We start from the raw sequence: 15,692 nt of genomic DNA, 5'->3' as shown, positions 1-15,692 counted from the left end.
GGGCGCCGACGGCCGGGCGCTCCGGGGGCCCGGCGCTCCGGGGGCCGGGCGTCGTGCGCCCTCCGCGGATCAGGAGTGGGCGCGCTCGGTCAGCTCGACCACCTTGCCCGAGGAGTCGATCGCGACCTTGTAGTCCCCGCCCGAGCAGGGGTAGAAGCCCTTGCTGCTGGTCGGGTCGGCGAGGCACTCGCTGATGTGCTTCACCAGGTCGGCGAGGTTGACGTCCTTCGACGGGACCATCACGGAGTTCAGGTGGCCCTTGACGGTGGGCGCGAACGGCGCGGTCTTGTCGGCGCCGGTCGGCTCGAAGACCACGTCGTTGACGCCGCAGGCGGTCTTGGTGTCCTTGTAGACCAGCGTGGTGGTGCTGGTCCCCTTCACCGGGTAGATCCACTTCTGCCCGGCGGGCAGCGGCGCGGCGTCGCAGAATCCCTCCGGCTCGTCGCTCGCGCCGGCCGAGGGCTTGCCCGTCCCGCCGGGCTTGGCGGTGCCACCGGGCTTGGTCGTACCCGTCGCGCCCGGCTTGCCCGTCGGCGCGGCCCCGGTCGCGGCCCCGGTCGGCGCGGCCGTGGCCGGGGTCGTGGCCGCGGGCTTGTCGGCGCCGCCGCCCCCGGCCTGGTCCGAGGAGTTGTCGGGACCGCAGGCGGTCAGGGCGGCCAGTGCGGCGGTGGCGGCCAGTGCGGCGCCGAACGTTCTCCGGAGAGCAGGCATGACGAAGGAACCCCCGTTTGGTGACGCATGATCAGCTGGTAGGTGCGGCGGACAGACTAGCGCCTGCCGCCGACACCCCCCCCTTGACCCCGACCCCGGTTCAGCCCAGCTGTGCCAGGCCCTCGGTGGCGATCCGCTCGAAGACGGCGAGGTCGTTGGCGAAGATCGAGTCCGGCACCGGCCAGTGGATCACCAGCTCGGTGACGCCCAGTTCCCGGTACGCGCCGGCCCAGTCGACGAAGGCGTCCACCGACTGCAGCGGCTTCTCCGCGGTCGAGCCCTGGAGCAGCACCTTCTCCAGCGTCGCCACGTCCCGGCCGGTCGCCTCGCAGGCGACCGTCAGCTTCTCGATCTGGCTCTTGATCACCGAGGGCGCCTGCGCCACCGGCACGTCGGCCGGCCCGCGCGGGTCGCCGTACGTCACCCAGCCCTGCCCGTACTCGGCGGCCAGCTTCAGCCCGCGCGGGCCGGTCGCGGCCACGTAGAACGGCACCCGCGGCGTCTGCACGCAGCCGGGGATGTTCCGCGCCTCGACGGCCGAGTAGTAGGTGCCGGTCTCGGTGGTCGCGTCCTGCCGCAGCAGCTTGTCCAGCAGCGGCAGGAACTCCCCGAACCGGTCGGCCCGCTCCCTGGGCGACCACGCCTCCTGGCCCATCGCCGTCGCGTCGAAGCCCGTCCCGCCGGCCCCGATCCCCACGGTCAGCCGCCCGCCCGACACGTCGTCGACGGAGACCAGCTCCTTCGCGAGCGTCACCGGGTGCCGGAAGTTCGGCGAGGTCACCAGCGTGCCCAGCCGGATCCGCTCGGTCGCGGCGGCCGCGGCCGTCAGCGTGGGGACCGCCCCGAACCACGGCTCGTCCCGGAAGCTCCGCCAGCTCAGGTGGTCGTACGTATAGGCCGCGTGGAAGCCGAGGTCCTCGGCCCGCCGCCAGATCTTCTGCCCCTCGGCCCACCGGTGGATGGGGAGGATCACCGTGCTCAGTCGCATGCTCCCGACCCTACTGGGGGCTAGGGTCGCTGGCAGAGAGGCCCTCGACTGGCGAAATGAAACCGGCCGGGATCTTCTAATCACCCGACCCGCCCCCATCCGGCCATTCTCCCCGGATTGCCCCAGACCTCAACCGATATCCAATTGTGGCCTCGATGATCCCTTCCTTAAGTGTCTTCATGTTGTCACCCTTGCGGACTGGAATGTCCAATGATCGCGCAAGTGCCAGTAGGCCGGAACGGCCCAGCTTTTTACTTTCCAGATACTCTTCTCCGGATTCCCTTGACGGGGCGCCGGACAAATCTTCCCGCAGCTGGTCGTAATCGACCCCTGCAGGATCTTCGAGGGTCTTGACTTCTCGTTGCACTTGTCGCTTCACCAGAGCTATCCGGGATCGCCCTGACAGGAGGTCTTCGACCTGCTCGGGCGACAGGGACTGCAGGAATGCTCCGATCAGGCCGAGCACTGCGTTGGGATTTTCCATCGAGGGCTCCACGTCGTCACGCCCCAAGCTTGAGCAGGAATTCTGAAACCAGGCCTTCAAGTTCCTTGAGAATTTTCTTCTCGGTCGTTGTCTTTCCGTCTCTCAATACTAGCGGCAACCCACTGCTGGGCGAGCCGGCGAACAATGTCTTGCTCTCCCTGACGAAGGTTTTGAATACCGGCACCCCGACCGCGGCCGTCTGGCGCATGTACGGGCGAAGGGCAGAGATCGGCTGGCCGTCGTAGAACTGCATCATCGTAAAGACGACGCCGAGGATTTCAGGATTTATGGGTCGCACCTCATTGCCACCGGACTCAAGCTGCGCATACTCGTTGTAGTCCCGCACGAGCTCACTCAGGCTTCGCCGGAGGTAGTCGATGCCAAGCGTGGAAAGATAGTCAGCCTTGGCTGGGATCAGAACGCTGTCGCTGGCGACAATTGCATTCTTTGTTACGACGTTGAAGTTTGGCGGGCAGTCAATGAGGATGACATCGAACTCACTAAAGGCGGCTTCCTTCAGGCCTTCAGCAAGGCGCCGATGCACACGCAGATAGTTGATCTTCGATTGCTTCAGAGATGCCCCGCCGAGCTCTGTGGCGAGTTCGAGGTCAACATTGATCAGGCCGAGGTGCGAGGGAATGAACCGCAGAAGGCCGCCATTCCGATAGTCTCCAACGCGAGGCGCTCTCACGATGAGTGAAGACAGGCTAAGCGGCGGGCTGGAGTCAAACGACTCGTACCACTTCTTAATCGTCTTGTCGGCCTCGAGATTTTGCTGCCAATGCTCCGGCCGGACGAAAGAAAAGGTCAGACTCGCTTGAGGGTCGAGGTCAATGAGCAGTACCTTCTTCCCCCGAAACGCCAGCTCCGCTCCGATATTTGCAGTCAGCGTGGTCTTGCCGACTCCACCTTTGTAGTTGATGACTGATACGACTCGCATGCCCGATACCCCTCCGCCAGTGCAAGCCTGCTCAGCTTGCATGGGGGTAAAACTACATTTAGTGATCGGACGATGTCTCTGCGTTTGACAAGAAGAGATCCTCGTCTACGCCCCATCGGACGGAGGGCGCGATCAAAGCCGGAGCTGGTACGTGCCCGGCTGCCGGTGAGGACCTGAGTACCGGCCCAACATGATGGGTGAACGAGGCTTGACCGAGGTCGCCAGCGTCCTAGCCGCGCCCACTCGGTCAGCGTCGGAAGCGACCCGGACCACGGCTCGCCCCGGAAGCTCCGCCAGCTCAGGTGGTCGTACGGGTAGGCCACGAGGAGCCCCAGCCCCTCGGCCCGCTACCAAACCTTCCGCCCCTCTCTCCACCGATGGATGGGAGGATCATCCGGCCAGAGTGTGCATACCGGCGGTATGCTTGCTTCATGGCGGCTACCACACGCATCACAGTCACCCTGCCCACGGAGCAGGTGGCCGAGCTGAAGAAACTCACGGACAACATCTCCGGTTACGTCGCGGAAGCAGTGGCCCGGCAGATCAGACATCAACTGGTCGCGGAAGAGCTCCGCCAGTACGAGGAACAACACGGCGCGTTCACCGAAGAGGAGCTCGCCGCCGCGCACGCGAGGATCTTTGGTTCGTCCGAGCCGGGCAGCGGGGCGGCTGCCGCGTGAGTGGGCGGATCGAGACCGTCGTGCTGGATTCCCAGGGAATGTCCGCCTGGATCTCGCAGGACCGGGAGGTGCTCGCGATGATCAAGGCCTTTCACTCGATAGGGGCCGGCCTGGTCATCGGCGCCAACACCATCGTGGAGATCTCGCACGCCAAGGCGAACACCGCCCGACTGAACTGGGTGCTCTCCCAGGTCAGGATCGAGCCCGTTACCGGGCACGCGGCCAGAGCCTCCGCAGTGCTTCTCAAGCAGGCCGGTCTGCACGGTCACAAGTACGCCATCGACGCCACCGTCGCCGAGATGGCGCTCCGCCAGCCAGGTCCGGTGGCCATGGTGACATCGGACATCGACGACATGGCCAAGCTCTGCGGTGACCGGATCCGGCTCATCGCCATCTGATTCGAGGGCGGCTCAGGGCATTCGTGATCCGCGTTTCCGCAGGTCAGCATGTGATGGGTGAACGAGGCTTGACCGAGGTCACCAGCGTGCCCAGCCGGATCCGCTCGGTCGCGGCGGCCGCGGCCGTCAGCGTGGGGACCGCCCCGAACCACGGCTCGTCCCGGAAGCTCCGCCAGCTCAGGTGGTCGTACGTATAGGCCGCGTGGAAGCCGAGGTCCTCGGCCCGCCGCCAGATCTTCTGCCCTTCGCTCCACCGGTGGATGGGGAGGATCACGGTGCTCAGTCGCATGCTCCCGACCCTACGCGCACCCGCTTGAGGGCGGGTTCGAGCAACCCGCGGTCGAGTGCGCTTGGGGATCGGGGTGGCCCCTGGTGGAGGCACGTGACCCGAAGGGTCCGCAGACGGCGTTCGACCACGCCGCCTCCCTGGCCAAGGTGCGCCCCATCACGGAGGAGATCGCACGCGCTGCCAGCAAGCTGCTCGCCACCGAAGGACTGCACGGTCACAAGTACGCCATCGACGCGATGCTCGCGGCCACGGCCCACCTGGAACATAGCGACGTCACCGTTGTCACCAGCGACGTGGATGACCTGCGTCGGTTGTGTCACCCGCGCATCGCCGTCGAGCCGATCTGAACGCCCAATCCAGCCGCATCACCGCGTTTCCGCAAGTCAGCGTGTGATACATGAAAGACGCTTGACCGAGGTCACCAGCGTCCCCAGCCGGATCCGCTCGGTCGCCGTCGCCGTCGCCGTCAGCGTCGGGACCGCCCCGAACCACGGCTCGTCCCGGAAGGACCGCCGGCTCAGGTGGTCATAGGTGTACGCGGCATGGAACCCGAGGTCCTCGGCCGGCCGCCAGATCTTCTGCCCCTCGGCCCACCGGTGAATGGGGAGGATCCCGGTGGCCAAGCGCATGCCGTCGACCCTACGGGAGTCGCTCGGCGGAGCCGGGGTCTCCGGCGAATCCCCGTTCGGGTGAAATCCTGGCGAGCGTGCCGGCTGTACGAGACCATGAAGTACGGTTCCGTAGTCTGCCGCGCGAAGTCTGGGAGGTGCCGCCGTGTCCTACGAGCCGAAGCTCGCTGCCGCGCTGTCCGGCGCCACTCTGCGCCAGCTGTCTCACTGGCGCAGGGCCGCAGGCCCTCGTGGTGCCGTCCTCGTGCCGGAGATCTCCGCCTCCCGGCCGATTCTCTACTCGTTCCGGGATGTTGTCGCGCTTCGTATCTGCGTGAGGCTTCGAGAGGAAGCCTCACTCCAGAAGATCCGTCGCGCGCTGGGCACCTTGCGCGACGATCTCGACGAACGCGAGCATCTGTCCAGCTACCGACTCGTGGCCGGTGACGGCACGATCTATCTGGCAGATCCCGATCATGCCGTGGACCTTGTGCGCAAGCGGGGCAACGTGGTCATCCACGAGATGGTCGATGTCCTTCGGCCGTTCTACCGAAACGGCCGCCAGATTCCGAACCTGCTGCGCCCCAGGAACCACCTGTCCGTCGATCCACTGGTCCGCGGTGGTGAGCCGGTGATCGAGGGAACGCGGATTCCCGCCTCGGAGGTCGCGGCTCTCCTTAGGGACGGCATCCGACCGGAGTCGATCAGGGACTTCTACCCGGGCGTCACCCCCGAGGCAGCTCGTGATGCGGCCGACTTCACCGACTACGTCGACAGTTACTCGGACGAGGGACTCCGGCAGGCCGCCTCTTGAGGATCCTGCTCGACGAGAATGTCCCCTACTCAAACGCATATCGGCGACCCTACGTCACCACGGATCAGCGGGCTCCCCGCGAATCGTCCTGCGCCTCGAGGAAGTAGGCGACCCGGCCGGCGTCCGTCCGGACGCCCAGGAGCCGCGAGACCGCTGCGAGCTCGCTCTCCGAGAGCGGGAAGGACGACCCGACCAGGTCGGGGTGCGGCCCGACCAGCCGTGCCGCGTCGTCCTCGGTGAAGCTCTCGGGCAGCTCCCACTCCACGACCACGGAGTCGCTGCTCCGGTCGAAACCGAGTACCACCCAGATCATTCCCCGCACTTCCGTCCCGGATCGGGCCCTTGCGCTGCTGGCCGGAGACAGGATCGTAGGCGCCAAGGCGCTCCCCCTCCTTGATGCACTTCCCGATCTCACCGGAGCGGGCGTCCGACTCACCCACACCCTTCACACATCATGTACTACACTTCTGTCATGGAAACGCCTCGCCCCGGCAGGACCCGAGTCACCAGCGTCTCCCTTCGCGCCGAGACCCTGGAGGCGATTCGCGCCCGGGCCGGAAAGCAGGGCGTCTCGTCCTACATCGAGGAGGCCGTGCAGCGACAGTTGCAGCGAGAGGCCATCGACGAGTACATCGCTGCCGCCGAAGCGGAGCACGGCCCGGTCGATCCGGCCGAGGTCGCGGCCAAGGCCGAGCGCATTCGCACGTACCACGCGGATCACCGGGGCGGCGCGGCTCCGGCGGACGCCGCGTGAGCGGCACCCTCGTACTCGACAGCGAGGCCCTCTCCAAGCTCTCCCGCCGACATCGCGCCATGACCGTATGGCTGGATGTCGCCCGAAGCCTGGATCTGCTTGTCGTGACGAGTGCGGCCACCCTGGTCGAGGCGCGCGACCCGAAGGTGCCGCAGGCGACGTTCGACCACGCCGTCTCCCTGGCCAAGGTGCGCCCCGTCACGGAGGAGATCGCACGCGCTGCCAGCAAGTTGCTTGCGACCGAAGGGATGCACGGTCACAAGTACGCCATCGACGCGATGCTCGCGGCCACAGCCCACATGGAGCACGGCGACGTCACCGTTGTCACCAGCGACGCGGACGACCTGCGTCGGTTGTGTCACCCGCGCATCGCCGTCGAGCCGATCTGAACGCCCACTCGGGCCGCCTCGCCGCGTTCCCCAGGTCAGCGCGTGAGGCACGGGAGACGCTGGGCCGGGGTCACGAGAGTGCCCGGCATCCGCTCGGCCCGAGGAACTGCCGCGCCGGTTGACGGAGTCTTCCGTGGCGGCGGTCGGGCGCCTCTGCGCCGCCCGCTCCGACCGCCCCGAGGGGTCCGGTCCGCGGCCTACCCGTGCTCCCGCTTGATCCACTCGCCGCCGCCCAGGGGGTAGTCGTAGCCGGGGCGGCCGGCGTCGGCGCTGGTGCGGAAGGGGGCGTTGCCGTTGTCGATGTGCACGGTGCCGTGGCGGCCGCCGCTCGACCAGTCCAGCGAGAGGTCCCAGCGGACGTCGTGCTCCCTGGTGTGCGCGGTGACGTAGAAGACCTCCGGGTCGGTCTTGCTGACCTTGTACGGGAAGCCGCGCTGGCCGTTCGCGGTGGTGACGGTGGGACTGCCCTTGTCGAGGTCGATGTCGAGCGACTTGGTCTCGATGCCACCGCCACAGCCGATGCCCATCGCGTAGTCGTTCCAGGCGAGCGGAGCACTCCGGGCGGTGATCCGCACGTGCAGTGCCTCCAGGACGACCGTGTCCGCGCCGGTGCCCTGGACGGTGAGCGCGACCTGCTGCTCCCGGGAGGAGACGGCGCCGTACGCGGCAGCCCAGCGGGGGGCGTCGTGCTCGTTCGCGGGCGGGCCCACCTGGGCCGGTTCGCTCGGGACGAGGAAGTGCTGGCTGCACGCGTCCTCGTAGACGTACGGGCGGACGCCGACGGTGAGCGGGACGGGCCCGCTGTCGCGTGAGGCGTCCGGTGCGGCCGTGGCGGGGGCGGCGGAGGGGGCGGCCGGCGGCTGCGCGGAGCCCGTAGTGGCCGGCGCCGACGCCGTGGCAGCGGCCGCCCGCCGGTCACCGGCGTCCCGCCCGTCGGCCGCGTCACCCCCGGGCGAGAGGCGCACGATCAGCACCACGGCCGCCGCCAGCGCGAGGGCCGCGGCCGAGGCGGCCAGCGCGGTGCGACGGCGCCGGGGCGGCGCGGCCGCCGGCGTCACCTCGACCACCGGCGTCACCTCGACCACCGGCTCGGCGCCCCCGCCCGGCTCGTGGGTCCCCGTCGGACCCGCCGGGCCGACCGGATCGGCCGTCGGGGCCGTCTCCGTGCCGTGCGCCCCCCGGCGCCCCCGGGCGGCGTCCGCCAGGATCCAGCGCCGGTGCAGTTCCACCATCTCCTGCGGGGTCGCCCGGCACGCCCGGGCGAGCCGCTCGACCGGTGCGAACTCGTTGGGCACCGCGGTGCCGTTGCAGTAGCGGTGCAGCGTGGACGTGCTCATGTGCAGCCGCTTGGCGAGCACCCCGTAGCTCAGCCCGGAGCGGCTCCTGAGGTCCTGCAGCAGGCGCGCGAAGTCCGCTGTCCCGTCGGGTTCCGTCGCCCCCGCCACTCGTTCCCCGTTCCCTCGACGTCCCGTTCCGGCGTTCCAGGGATAGCCCGTTCCCGCTGGTCAGGGCCGGTGCGTTCGTTCCAGCGTCCCTGTCCTGCCCACAGCCCTGGCGGCCGGGACGGATCACTCCCCAGACTCCGGTCATCCAATCACCACGACGCCCCGACGAACAACGGAAGGAGCCACGACCACGTGATCACCGCCCGCACGTACCGCACCCGGCTGATCACCGCCGCCGCGGCCCTCGCGCTCGCCGCCGTCGCCCTGACCGCCTGCGACGACGACGCGGGAGCCGACGCCGGGGCCGCCGCACCGGGTACGGTCGCCACCGCCCGTCCGGCCTCCGCCACCGGAACTCCGGTCGCGACGCCCGCGCCCGCCGGTTCGAAGACCTCCGCCGGGGCTGCGGCGAACGCCAGGACGTCCGCCGTCCCGGCCCCGCCCGTCACCTGCGAGGGCCACGGCACCAGGACGACCGCCGCCCCGCTGAACCGACCCGTCAACCACATGCTGCTCACGGTGACCAACACCGGTGCCGGCAGCTGCAACCTCTACGGCTATCCGGCCGTCTGGTTCGGCGAGGCCCCGTCCGTCCCACCGGCCATCGAGGACTCGCACCCGCAGGCCGTCGTCACGCTCAGGCCCGGGGAGTCCGGTTACGCCACCGTGAGGCTGGCCGCCGACGACGGCAGCGCCGCGAACGGCCACACCGTGACGTCCCTGGCCGTCCTCTTCCACGGCCCCTCGGGCGAGGAGGGCTTCGGGGCGGCGGCGCATCCGCCGCTGCCGGCGACGGGCGCCTACGTGGACGACTCCCTCAAGGTCACGTACTGGCAGCGGTCGCTCGACGAAGCCCTCAGCTGGTGACAGCCCGAACGACTCCGCGGAGCGGCGGGACGCCGCCCCGGACCGACCCTCAGCCCCACCGGCCCGCCCGGGCCGGCCGTCCTCCCCAAGGAAACACCGTGAACACAGTTCGCGCGGCCGGAGCCGCGATCCGCACGACCAGCCGTCTCCGCCACGGTGCGGTGGCGATGTTGACGGGCGGCGTCCTGCTGCTGACCGCGGCCTGCAGCGGCGGGAGCGCGGGCGGCGACACGAGCGGGCCCGGCGACACGGGCAGGCCCGGGGAGGCGGCCGCCACGACGGCCTCCGGCCAGGCCACGACGCCGAAGACGTCGGCGGCGGTGGTGAGCGTGGAGCCGAAGGACGGCGCCAAGGACGTCGCGCCGGCCAACGCGCTCAACGTGTCGGTGGCGAACGGCAAGCTCACCACGGTCGAGGTGACCGACAAGGACGGCAAGCCGGTGGCCGGCGCGATCACCCCCGACGGCACCGGCTGGAAGCCGAGCGGCCCGCTGGCGGTCGGCACGCTGTACCGGGTGAACGCCCAGGCCAAGGACGGCGAGGGCCTGGTGGCCGCGGCGGCCTCCTCGTTCACCACGCTGACGCCGGACCGGAAGGTGTCCGCCAACGACAACATCACCGACAACGGCACCTACGGTGTCGGCATGATCGTCTCGGTGGAGTTCACCAAGGGCATCAAGAACAAGGACGCCGTCGCCAAGGCCATCACCTTCGAGACCGACAACGGCACCGAGGTCAAGGGCCACTGGTTCGGCGACGACCGGATCGACTTCCGCCCGGCCGAGCTCTGGAAGCCGGGCACCAAGGTGACCGTCCACTACCGGCTGAAGAACGTCGAGGTCTCGCCGGGCGTCTACGGCGACGTGGACAAGGACGAGCCGTTCACCATCGGCCGCTCGCAGGTCTCCACGGCCGACGCGGCGTCACACCAGATGACGATCGTCCGGGACGGCAAGAGCACCACGGTGCCGGTCACCCTCGGCGCGGACGCCACCCCGTCGTGGGGCGGCATCATGGTGATCATGTCCAAGACGAAGGTCACCCGGATGAACTCGCGGACCGTCGGGCTCGGCGGCGAGTACGACATCCCGGACGTCCCGCACGCGATGCGCCTGACCACGTCCGGCACCTTCGTGCACGGCAACTACTGGCCCACCCCGTTCGGCAAGGCGAACACCAGCCACGGCTGCGTCTCGATGCAGGACGTGAAGGGGGGCAGCGACACCTCGGTGGCCGGCCGGTTCTACAACGACTCGATGGTCGGCGACGTCGTGAAGGTCGTGAACACCAAGGAGAAGACGGTCGCCCCCGACAACGGCATGGGTGGCTGGAACCTCCCCTGGGCCCAGTGGTAACCGCACACCCTCCGTGAGGGTCCGGGGGCGGCGGTGGGACACCGTCGCCCCCTGCCCGACCCGACGATGGGGCGGCGGTCGCGGTGGACTCCGCGACCGCCGCCCGACGATGGGGCGGCGGGCGCGGGGGGCTCCGCGACCGCCGCCCCGTCGTGCGTTCCCGGCCCGGCTCGCCCGGCATCGGTGCAGGTGGGAGCGGGTGCGACTGGGGGTGGGCGAGGCGGATAGGGGCCGGATAGGGGGGTGGTAGCGGCGCCGGTTCGAACGGATAGGCGGGGCCGGGAGAGTGGTTCTCACCAAGGCGAGCTCCGCCGAATCGTGAGGACTCGGAAAGATGATCGATTACCAGACCCGCCCGGCGTCGAGGGGGGCGACGTCCCCTGATGCCGCTGTGCTCAGCACGGTCGTCAAGCGCTTCACCAGCGCGAAGGGCGAGGAGTTCACCGCCGTGAACGGACTGGATCTGCGGATCCGGCGCGGCGAGATCGTGGCGTTCCTCGGGCCCAACGGCGCCGGCAAGTCGACCACCATCGACATGCTGCTGGGGCTGACCCGGCCCGACTCGGGAACGGTCGAGCTGTTCGGCCTGCCGCCGCAGCAGGCGGTCCGCGACGGACGGGTGGCCGCGGTCCTGCAGTCGGGGGGCCTGCTCCCGGACCTGACCGTGGGCGCGACGGTCCACATGCTGGCCTCGCTCCACCCCGCCGCCGACGCCGAGCAGTGCATGCGCCGGGCGGGCGTCGCCGAGCTGCGCGACCGCCGGGTCTCCGCCTGCTCGGGCGGTGAGCAGCAGCGGCTCCGGTTCGCCCTCGCACTGCTGTCGGACCCCGAGTTCCTGGTCCTGGACGAGCCGACCGCCGGGATGGACGTGTCGGCCCGCCGGGAGTTCTGGGCGGCCGTCCGCGAGGACGCCGGGCGCGGCATGACGGTCATGTTCGCCACGCACTACATGGAGGAGGCGGACCAGTTCGCCGACCGCGTGGTGATGATCGACAAGGGATCGGTGGTGGCCGACGGTTCGGCCTCGTCGATCCGCGCCGCGATCAGCGGACGCACGGTCTCCGCCGTGATCGGCCCCTACGAGGCGGAGCTGGTGGCCCGGGCGGCCGGCGTCCGCTCCAGCACCGTCCGCGGCGACCGCCACTACTTCAACTGCACCGATTCGGACTCCCTGCTGCGCGTGCTGGTCAACGAGACGTCGGCCACCGGGATCGAAGTGGCCCCCCGCAGTCTCGAAGAGGCCTTCGTGGCCATCACCACCAACGGCCGCACCGTCCAGAAGGGGATCTGATGGCCTCCCTCACCGCGTCGGGCGCCCGTCCCGCGACCTCCACGTTCAGCGGGGTGAACCCCACCTTCATCCGCTACGAGCTCCGCCGGCGGTTCAACCGCCAGACCACGATCTTCACCGTCCTGCTGCCGGCCGTGCTGTACCTCGCCCTGTTCCGCACCAGCCCGAACAACCCGACGCTCCCGCACGGGAACTTCGCCGCCTGGATGATGATCGGCCTAGCGGTGTACGGCGCCGCGACGGCAGCCACCAGCTCCGCCGCGACCATCTCGGTCGAGCGCGCGTCGGGCTGGATGCGCACGATCGCGCTGAGCCCGCTCACCCCGCCCGGGTACCTGCTCGTCAAGGTGCTCTGCTCGGTCCTGATGGCCGGCGTCCCGGTGGCCATCGTCGGCGTGCTCGGCACCCTCACCGGCGCCGAGGCCGACGCCGGCGTCTGGGTGACGTCGCTGCTGGTGGCCTGGCTCGGTGCGGCGGTGTTCGCCGCGCTCGGCATCGCGATGGGACTGGCGCTCAAGCCCGACGTCGTGATGCACATGCCCGGCCTGACCATGACCGCGCTCGCCTTCCTGGGCAACCTGTTCATCCCGCTCAGCGGGACCATGCTGGAGATCTCGCGGTTCACCCCGATGTACGGGGTCGCGACCCTCGCCCGCTACTCCCTCACCGACGGCTACTCGTTCAGCGGTGAGCACTCCAGCCTGGCGGGTGCCGTCTTCAACATCGTCGCCTGGTTCGCCGGCTTCTCGTTCATGGCGATCCGCCGGTTCGCCAAGAGCACCGGCCGTCAGTAGTCCTGCCGCGAGTAGTCCGGCCGCCGGTCCGACCGGCCGCCAGTAGCCCGGTGGGTGCCGGCCCACCCCGGACGGCCGGCACCCACCGCCGACCACCGCACCACCACCCGGACCGCAACACCACCCATGGACCGCACCGGGCGCCTGGCGCCGTGCGAAGGGCACCACACGAAAGGGGGATAGAACACATGTTCGCCATACTCGCGCCGGGCCAGGGCTCCCAGACCCCCGGCATGCTGGCCGGCTGGCTGCGCGACCCGCTCCACGCCGAACGCATCCGCGACTGGTCCGAGGCCGCCGACTGCGACCTGGCCCACCTGGGCACCAGGGCCTCCGCCACGGAGATCGCCCGCACCGAGAACACCCAGCCCTTGCTGGTCGCCCAGGGCCTGCTGGCCCACGGCGTGCTGGCCCGGACGGCGCCCGAGGGAAGCACGGTGGCCGCCGGCCATTCCGTCGGCGAGCTCACCGCCGCCGCCTTCGCCGGGGTGCTGAGCCCCGCCGACGCCGTCCGGCTGGCCGCGATCCGCGGCCGCGCCATGGCCGCGGCCTGCGCCGAGGCACCCACCTCGATGGCGGCGGTGGTCGGCGGGGACGAGCCGGAGGTGCTGGCACGGATCTCCGAACTCGGCCTCACCGCGGCCACGTTCAACGGCCCCGGCCAGATCGTGGCCGCCGGTCCCACCGAGCGCCTGGAGCAGCTGGCCGCCGCGCCGCCGCCCTCCGCGACGGTCAAGCCGCTGCCCGTCGCCGGCGCCTTCCACACCCCGTACATGGAGTCGGCCCGCCGGGCCGTCGCGGCCGCCGCCGCCACGATGCGCTTCGAGCGGCCGGACCAGCTGCTGCTCTCCAACGCGGACGGCGCGGTGCTCACCGAGCCGGAGGAGATCCGCCGGCGGCTGGTCGACCAGGTGGTCCGGCCGGTGCGCTGGGACCTCTGCCTGCGCACCCTGGCCGAGCTGACGCCGGAGCTCGCGGTCTCGCTGCCGCCGGCCCGCACCCTGGCCAACATCCTCAAGCGACAGTTCCCCGGCCTGGAGGTGCTGTCCGTCAACTCGCCCCGGGAGCTCACCCGGGCCCACGAGCGGCTCGGTGCCGCGATCGGCAGAGGAGAGCCCGCCCGTGCTGGTGTCTGACCTGCTCACCCGCCCGCGCGCCGAGCGCGCCGACCACCCCGCCGTCATCGACGCCGACGGCTCCCTCGACTACCGCGGGCTCGGCACCGCCGTGGACCGCGCGGCCGGCTGGCTGCGGGGCCGGGGTGTCACCGCCGGCGACCGGGTGGTGTACACCGGCGGCAACGACCGCGCCTTCCTCGCCCTCTTCTACGCCACGCTCCGGATCGGCGCCGTCTTCGTCCCGGTGCACCCTGAACTGACGGACACCCAGGTCGCCCACATCGTCCAGGACTGCACGGCCGCACTGGCGCTCTGCCCGCCCGCCGCGGGGCGCGCCGCCGGCCGCACCGTCGAGGTGGCTCAGGCCTGGCAGGAGATCCTGGACACGCCCGCCGACGACTTCGCCGCCGACGTCCCGGACGACAGCACGGCGATGCTGATCTACACCTCCGGCACCACCGGCCGGCCGAAGGGCGTCGTCTGCCCGCACCGGCAGATGCTCGCGGCGGTCGAGGCGGTCAACGCCCGCCTGCAGTACCGCGCGGACGACGTGGTGCTCTGCCGGCTGCCGCTCTCCTTCGACTACGGGCTCTACCAGGCCCTGTTCTGCGCGCTCACCGGCAGCACGCTCGTCCTCGCCCAGCGCAGCCACGATGTCGGGCTGCTGCGCGTCATCGAGCGCCACGGCGTGACGGTCGTCCCGCTGGTGCCGTCGCTGGCACAGATCCTGGCCCTGCTCCAGGGCAAGCTGCGCCGGCCGACCAGGGTGCGGCTGTTCACCAACACCGGTGCCCGGCCGGGCCGGGCGGTGATGTCCGAGCTGTTGGAGCTCTTCCCCGGCTCGGCCTTCGCCTCGATGTACGGGATGACCGAGTGCAAGCGCATCTCGATCCTCGACCCGGCCGAGTACGCCGCGCACCCCGACTCCGTCGGTCCGCCGATCCCCGGCGACCGGGTGCGGATCGTGGACGCCGAGGGGCGGACGCTCGCCCCCGGCACGGTCGGCGAGATCGTGGTCTGGGGCCCGACCGTGATGGCCGGCTACTGGGGGATCCCGCTCGAGGAGCAGAACCGTTTCGTCCGTCGCACCGACGGCACCCTGGAGCTGCACACCGGCGACCGCGGCCACCTCGACGAGGACGGCCGGCTCTACTTCGCCGGCCGCGACGACGACGTGATCAAGCGCCGCGGCATCCGGCTCGCCCTGACCGAGATCGAGGACGCCGCCGAGCGGATCCCCGGGGTGACCGCGGCCGTGGCCCTGAAGCCCGAGCCCGAGGACGGCCCGCTGCACCTCGCGGTGCAGAGCCCGCTGGCGCCGGAGGAGATCCGCGCCCAGCTCGCCCGGCAGCTCGACCACGCCCGGATGCCCGACCTGATCGTCCCGATCGACGCCGTACCGCTGACCGCCAACGGCAAGCCCGACCGCGCCGCCGCCAAGCGCCTGATCGACCCGCCGGCCGCCGCGCCCGCCACCACGACTCCCTTCGCACAGACGAGGACCACCCATGAACCAGTCGCAGTTTGACCAGCTCGTCGAGCGCGTCTGCGCCGTCAGGGTCACCGACCCGCAGACCCCGCTCGTGGACCTGGGCGTGGACTCGCTCCACACCATCGCCCTGGTGATGGCCGTCGAGGAGGAGTTCGGGATCGAGGTCGACCCCGACGCGCTCGCCGACCCCGCCCTCGCCTCGCCCGCCGGCCTGCTGCAGTACGCACAGGCGCAGGCCGGCGCCGCGGCCCCGGCCGCGGTCTAGGGACCTGGAC

The 15,692-nt window shown here is 70.4% G+C and carries 19 protein-coding genes and 2 pseudogenes; 13 read left to right on the top strand and 8 right to left on the bottom strand.

Annotated features, from left to right (window positions below):
- Positions 1 to 69: 69 nt before the first annotated feature.
- The 4 genes from MCM47_RS10785 to MCM47_RS10770 all read right to left on the bottom strand — a co-directional run bounded on the left by MCM47_RS10785 (position 70) and on the right by MCM47_RS10770 (position 3,165).
- A complete protein-coding gene (locus MCM47_RS10785) occupies positions 70 to 711 on the bottom strand; it encodes a hypothetical protein (protein ID WP_238860762.1) in 642 nt (213 codons plus the stop codon).
- 100 nt (positions 712 to 811) lie between these two features.
- Positions 812 to 1,798, bottom strand: coding sequence for an LLM class flavin-dependent oxidoreductase (locus tag MCM47_RS10780; protein WP_305067961.1), 987 nt, complete (start codon positions 1,796 to 1,798; stop codon positions 812 to 814).
- A complete protein-coding gene (locus MCM47_RS10775; RefSeq protein ID WP_238860759.1) occupies positions 1,776 to 2,183 on the bottom strand; it encodes a hypothetical protein in 408 nt (135 codons plus the stop codon). The genes MCM47_RS10780 and MCM47_RS10775 overlap by 23 nt, the downstream gene beginning before the upstream one ends.
- Positions 2,184 to 2,199: 16 nt before the next feature.
- Entirely contained in the window at positions 2,200 to 3,165 is a 966-nt protein-coding gene (locus tag MCM47_RS10770) for a ParA family protein (protein ID WP_238860758.1), read from the bottom strand.
- Positions 3,166 to 3,554: 389 nt separating this feature from the next.
- Between MCM47_RS10770 and MCM47_RS10765 the strand changes: the two genes are divergently transcribed.
- A complete protein-coding gene (locus MCM47_RS10765; RefSeq protein WP_238860756.1) occupies positions 3,555 to 3,803 on the top strand; it encodes a type II toxin-antitoxin system CcdA family antitoxin in 249 nt (82 codons plus the stop codon).
- A complete protein-coding gene (locus MCM47_RS10760) occupies positions 3,800 to 4,201 on the top strand; it encodes a DNA-binding protein (protein ID WP_238860753.1) in 402 nt (133 codons plus the stop codon). The genes MCM47_RS10765 and MCM47_RS10760 overlap by 4 nt, the downstream gene beginning before the upstream one ends.
- 49 nt (positions 4,202 to 4,250) lie before the next feature.
- Here the strand turns inward: MCM47_RS10760 and MCM47_RS10755 are convergent.
- Positions 4,251 to 4,583 (bottom strand): annotated as a pseudogene (locus tag MCM47_RS10755) (LLM class flavin-dependent oxidoreductase); the annotation flags it as partial.
- Between MCM47_RS10755 and MCM47_RS10750 the strand changes: the two are divergent.
- The gene (locus MCM47_RS10750) at positions 4,574 to 4,837 is read left to right on the top strand and encodes a type II toxin-antitoxin system VapC family toxin (RefSeq protein WP_238860751.1); all 264 of its coding nucleotides are present in this window, start codon (positions 4,574 to 4,576) and stop codon (positions 4,835 to 4,837) included. The pseudogene MCM47_RS10755 and the gene MCM47_RS10750 sit on opposite strands and share 10 nt — an antisense overlap.
- A gap of 66 nt (positions 4,838 to 4,903) precedes the next feature.
- On the opposite strand, the pseudogene MCM47_RS10745 reads toward MCM47_RS10750, so the two are convergent.
- Positions 4,904 to 5,119 (bottom strand): annotated as a pseudogene (locus MCM47_RS10745) (LLM class flavin-dependent oxidoreductase); the annotation flags it as partial.
- A gap of 145 nt (positions 5,120 to 5,264) precedes the next feature.
- Here MCM47_RS10745 and MCM47_RS10740 point away from each other — a divergent pair.
- Positions 5,265 to 5,912: a DUF433 domain-containing protein gene (locus MCM47_RS10740; protein ID WP_238860749.1), complete on the top strand. Its 648-nt coding sequence runs from the start codon at positions 5,265 to 5,267 to the stop codon at positions 5,910 to 5,912.
- A gap of 64 nt (positions 5,913 to 5,976) precedes the next feature.
- On the opposite strand, the gene MCM47_RS10735 is transcribed toward MCM47_RS10740, so the two are convergent.
- Positions 5,977 to 6,225 carry a hypothetical protein gene (locus MCM47_RS10735; protein WP_238860747.1) on the bottom strand — a complete coding sequence of 83 codons (249 nt, stop codon included), beginning with the start codon at positions 6,223 to 6,225 and terminating at the stop codon, positions 5,977 to 5,979.
- A gap of 159 nt (positions 6,226 to 6,384) precedes the next feature.
- Here MCM47_RS10735 and MCM47_RS10730 point away from each other — a divergent pair, with 159 nt between their 5' ends.
- Both MCM47_RS10730 and MCM47_RS10725 read left to right on the top strand, forming a co-directional pair.
- Positions 6,385 to 6,666: a hypothetical protein gene (locus tag MCM47_RS10730; RefSeq protein WP_238860745.1), complete on the top strand. Its 282-nt coding sequence runs from the start codon at positions 6,385 to 6,387 to the stop codon at positions 6,664 to 6,666.
- Complete coding sequence (locus tag MCM47_RS10725; RefSeq protein WP_238860743.1) at positions 6,663 to 7,055, top strand: type II toxin-antitoxin system VapC family toxin; 393 nt, start codon at positions 6,663 to 6,665, stop codon at positions 7,053 to 7,055. The genes MCM47_RS10730 and MCM47_RS10725 overlap by 4 nt, the downstream gene beginning before the upstream one ends.
- 197 nt (positions 7,056 to 7,252) lie before the next feature.
- On the opposite strand, the gene MCM47_RS10720 is transcribed toward MCM47_RS10725, so the two are convergent.
- Entirely contained in the window at positions 7,253 to 8,500 is a 1,248-nt protein-coding gene (locus MCM47_RS10720) for a helix-turn-helix transcriptional regulator (RefSeq protein ID WP_238860741.1), read from the bottom strand.
- 192 nt (positions 8,501 to 8,692) lie between these two features.
- On the opposite strand from MCM47_RS10720, the gene MCM47_RS10715 reads away from it, so the two are divergent.
- The 7 genes from MCM47_RS10715 to MCM47_RS10685 all read left to right on the top strand — a co-directional run bounded on the left by MCM47_RS10715 (position 8,693) and on the right by MCM47_RS10685 (position 15,682).
- Positions 8,693 to 9,367 (top strand): DUF4232 domain-containing protein, encoded by a 675-nt coding sequence (locus MCM47_RS10715; protein ID WP_238860739.1) that lies wholly within the window; start codon positions 8,693 to 8,695, stop codon positions 9,365 to 9,367.
- A gap of 98 nt (positions 9,368 to 9,465) precedes the next feature.
- Positions 9,466 to 10,722 carry an Ig-like domain-containing protein gene (locus MCM47_RS10710; protein WP_238860737.1) on the top strand — a complete coding sequence of 419 codons (1,257 nt, stop codon included), beginning with the start codon at positions 9,466 to 9,468 and terminating at the stop codon, positions 10,720 to 10,722.
- Between the two features lie 334 nt (positions 10,723 to 11,056).
- Positions 11,057 to 12,013 (top strand): ABC transporter ATP-binding protein, encoded by a 957-nt coding sequence (locus MCM47_RS10705; RefSeq protein WP_238860735.1) that lies wholly within the window; start codon positions 11,057 to 11,059, stop codon positions 12,011 to 12,013.
- Positions 12,013 to 12,807 carry an ABC transporter permease gene (locus MCM47_RS10700; RefSeq protein WP_238860733.1) on the top strand — a complete coding sequence of 265 codons (795 nt, stop codon included), beginning with the start codon at positions 12,013 to 12,015 and terminating at the stop codon, positions 12,805 to 12,807. Before MCM47_RS10705 ends, MCM47_RS10700 begins: the two co-directional genes overlap by 1 nt.
- A 188-nt stretch (positions 12,808 to 12,995) precedes the next feature.
- The gene (locus MCM47_RS10695; protein ID WP_238860731.1) at positions 12,996 to 13,943 is read left to right on the top strand and encodes an ACP S-malonyltransferase; all 948 of its coding nucleotides are present in this window, start codon (positions 12,996 to 12,998) and stop codon (positions 13,941 to 13,943) included.
- Positions 13,930 to 15,453: a class I adenylate-forming enzyme family protein gene (locus MCM47_RS10690; protein WP_238860729.1), complete on the top strand. Its 1,524-nt coding sequence runs from the start codon at positions 13,930 to 13,932 to the stop codon at positions 15,451 to 15,453. The genes MCM47_RS10695 and MCM47_RS10690 overlap by 14 nt, the downstream gene beginning before the upstream one ends.
- On the top strand, positions 15,434 to 15,682 hold the full coding sequence (locus MCM47_RS10685) for an acyl carrier protein (protein ID WP_238860728.1): 249 nt from the start codon (positions 15,434 to 15,436) through the stop codon (positions 15,680 to 15,682). Before MCM47_RS10690 ends, MCM47_RS10685 begins: the two co-directional genes overlap by 20 nt.
- The last annotated feature ends 10 nt before the right edge of the window (positions 15,683 to 15,692 follow it).

The organism is Kitasatospora sp. A2-31, assembly GCF_022288725.1.
In the GTDB taxonomy this organism is placed as follows: Bacteria; Actinomycetota; Actinomycetes; order Streptomycetales; family Streptomycetaceae; genus Kitasatospora.
This window is presented reverse-complemented; position numbering and strand designations above follow the sequence as displayed.

What these genes read in the sequence shown, in the direction of transcription:
- MCM47_RS10785 (WP_238860762.1), bottom strand. Translation starts at nt 711, where the DNA reads ATGCCTGCTCTCCGGAGAACGTTCGGCGCCGCACTGGCCGCCACCGCC.
- MCM47_RS10780 (WP_305067961.1), bottom strand. Translation starts at nt 1,798, where the DNA reads ATGGGGGCGGGTCGGGTGATTAGAAGATCCCGGCCGGTTTCATTTCGC.
- MCM47_RS10775 (WP_238860759.1), bottom strand. Translation starts at nt 2,183, where the DNA reads ATGGAAAATCCCAACGCAGTGCTCGGCCTGATCGGAGCATTCCTGCAG.
- MCM47_RS10770 (WP_238860758.1), bottom strand. Translation starts at nt 3,165, where the DNA reads ATGCAAGCTGAGCAGGCTTGCACTGGCGGAGGGGTATCGGGCATGCGA.
- MCM47_RS10765 (WP_238860756.1), top strand. Translation starts at nt 3,555, where the DNA reads ATGGCGGCTACCACACGCATCACAGTCACCCTGCCCACGGAGCAGGTG.
- MCM47_RS10735 (WP_238860747.1), bottom strand. Translation starts at nt 6,225, where the DNA reads ATGATCTGGGTGGTACTCGGTTTCGACCGGAGCAGCGACTCCGTGGTC.
- MCM47_RS10730 (WP_238860745.1), top strand. Translation starts at nt 6,385, where the DNA reads ATGGAAACGCCTCGCCCCGGCAGGACCCGAGTCACCAGCGTCTCCCTT.
- MCM47_RS10705 (WP_238860735.1), top strand. Translation starts at nt 11,057, where the DNA reads ATGATCGATTACCAGACCCGCCCGGCGTCGAGGGGGGCGACGTCCCCT.
- MCM47_RS10700 (WP_238860733.1), top strand. Translation starts at nt 12,013, where the DNA reads ATGGCCTCCCTCACCGCGTCGGGCGCCCGTCCCGCGACCTCCACGTTC.
- MCM47_RS10695 (WP_238860731.1), top strand. Translation starts at nt 12,996, where the DNA reads ATGTTCGCCATACTCGCGCCGGGCCAGGGCTCCCAGACCCCCGGCATG.
- MCM47_RS10685 (WP_238860728.1), top strand. Translation starts at nt 15,434, where the DNA reads ATGAACCAGTCGCAGTTTGACCAGCTCGTCGAGCGCGTCTGCGCCGTC.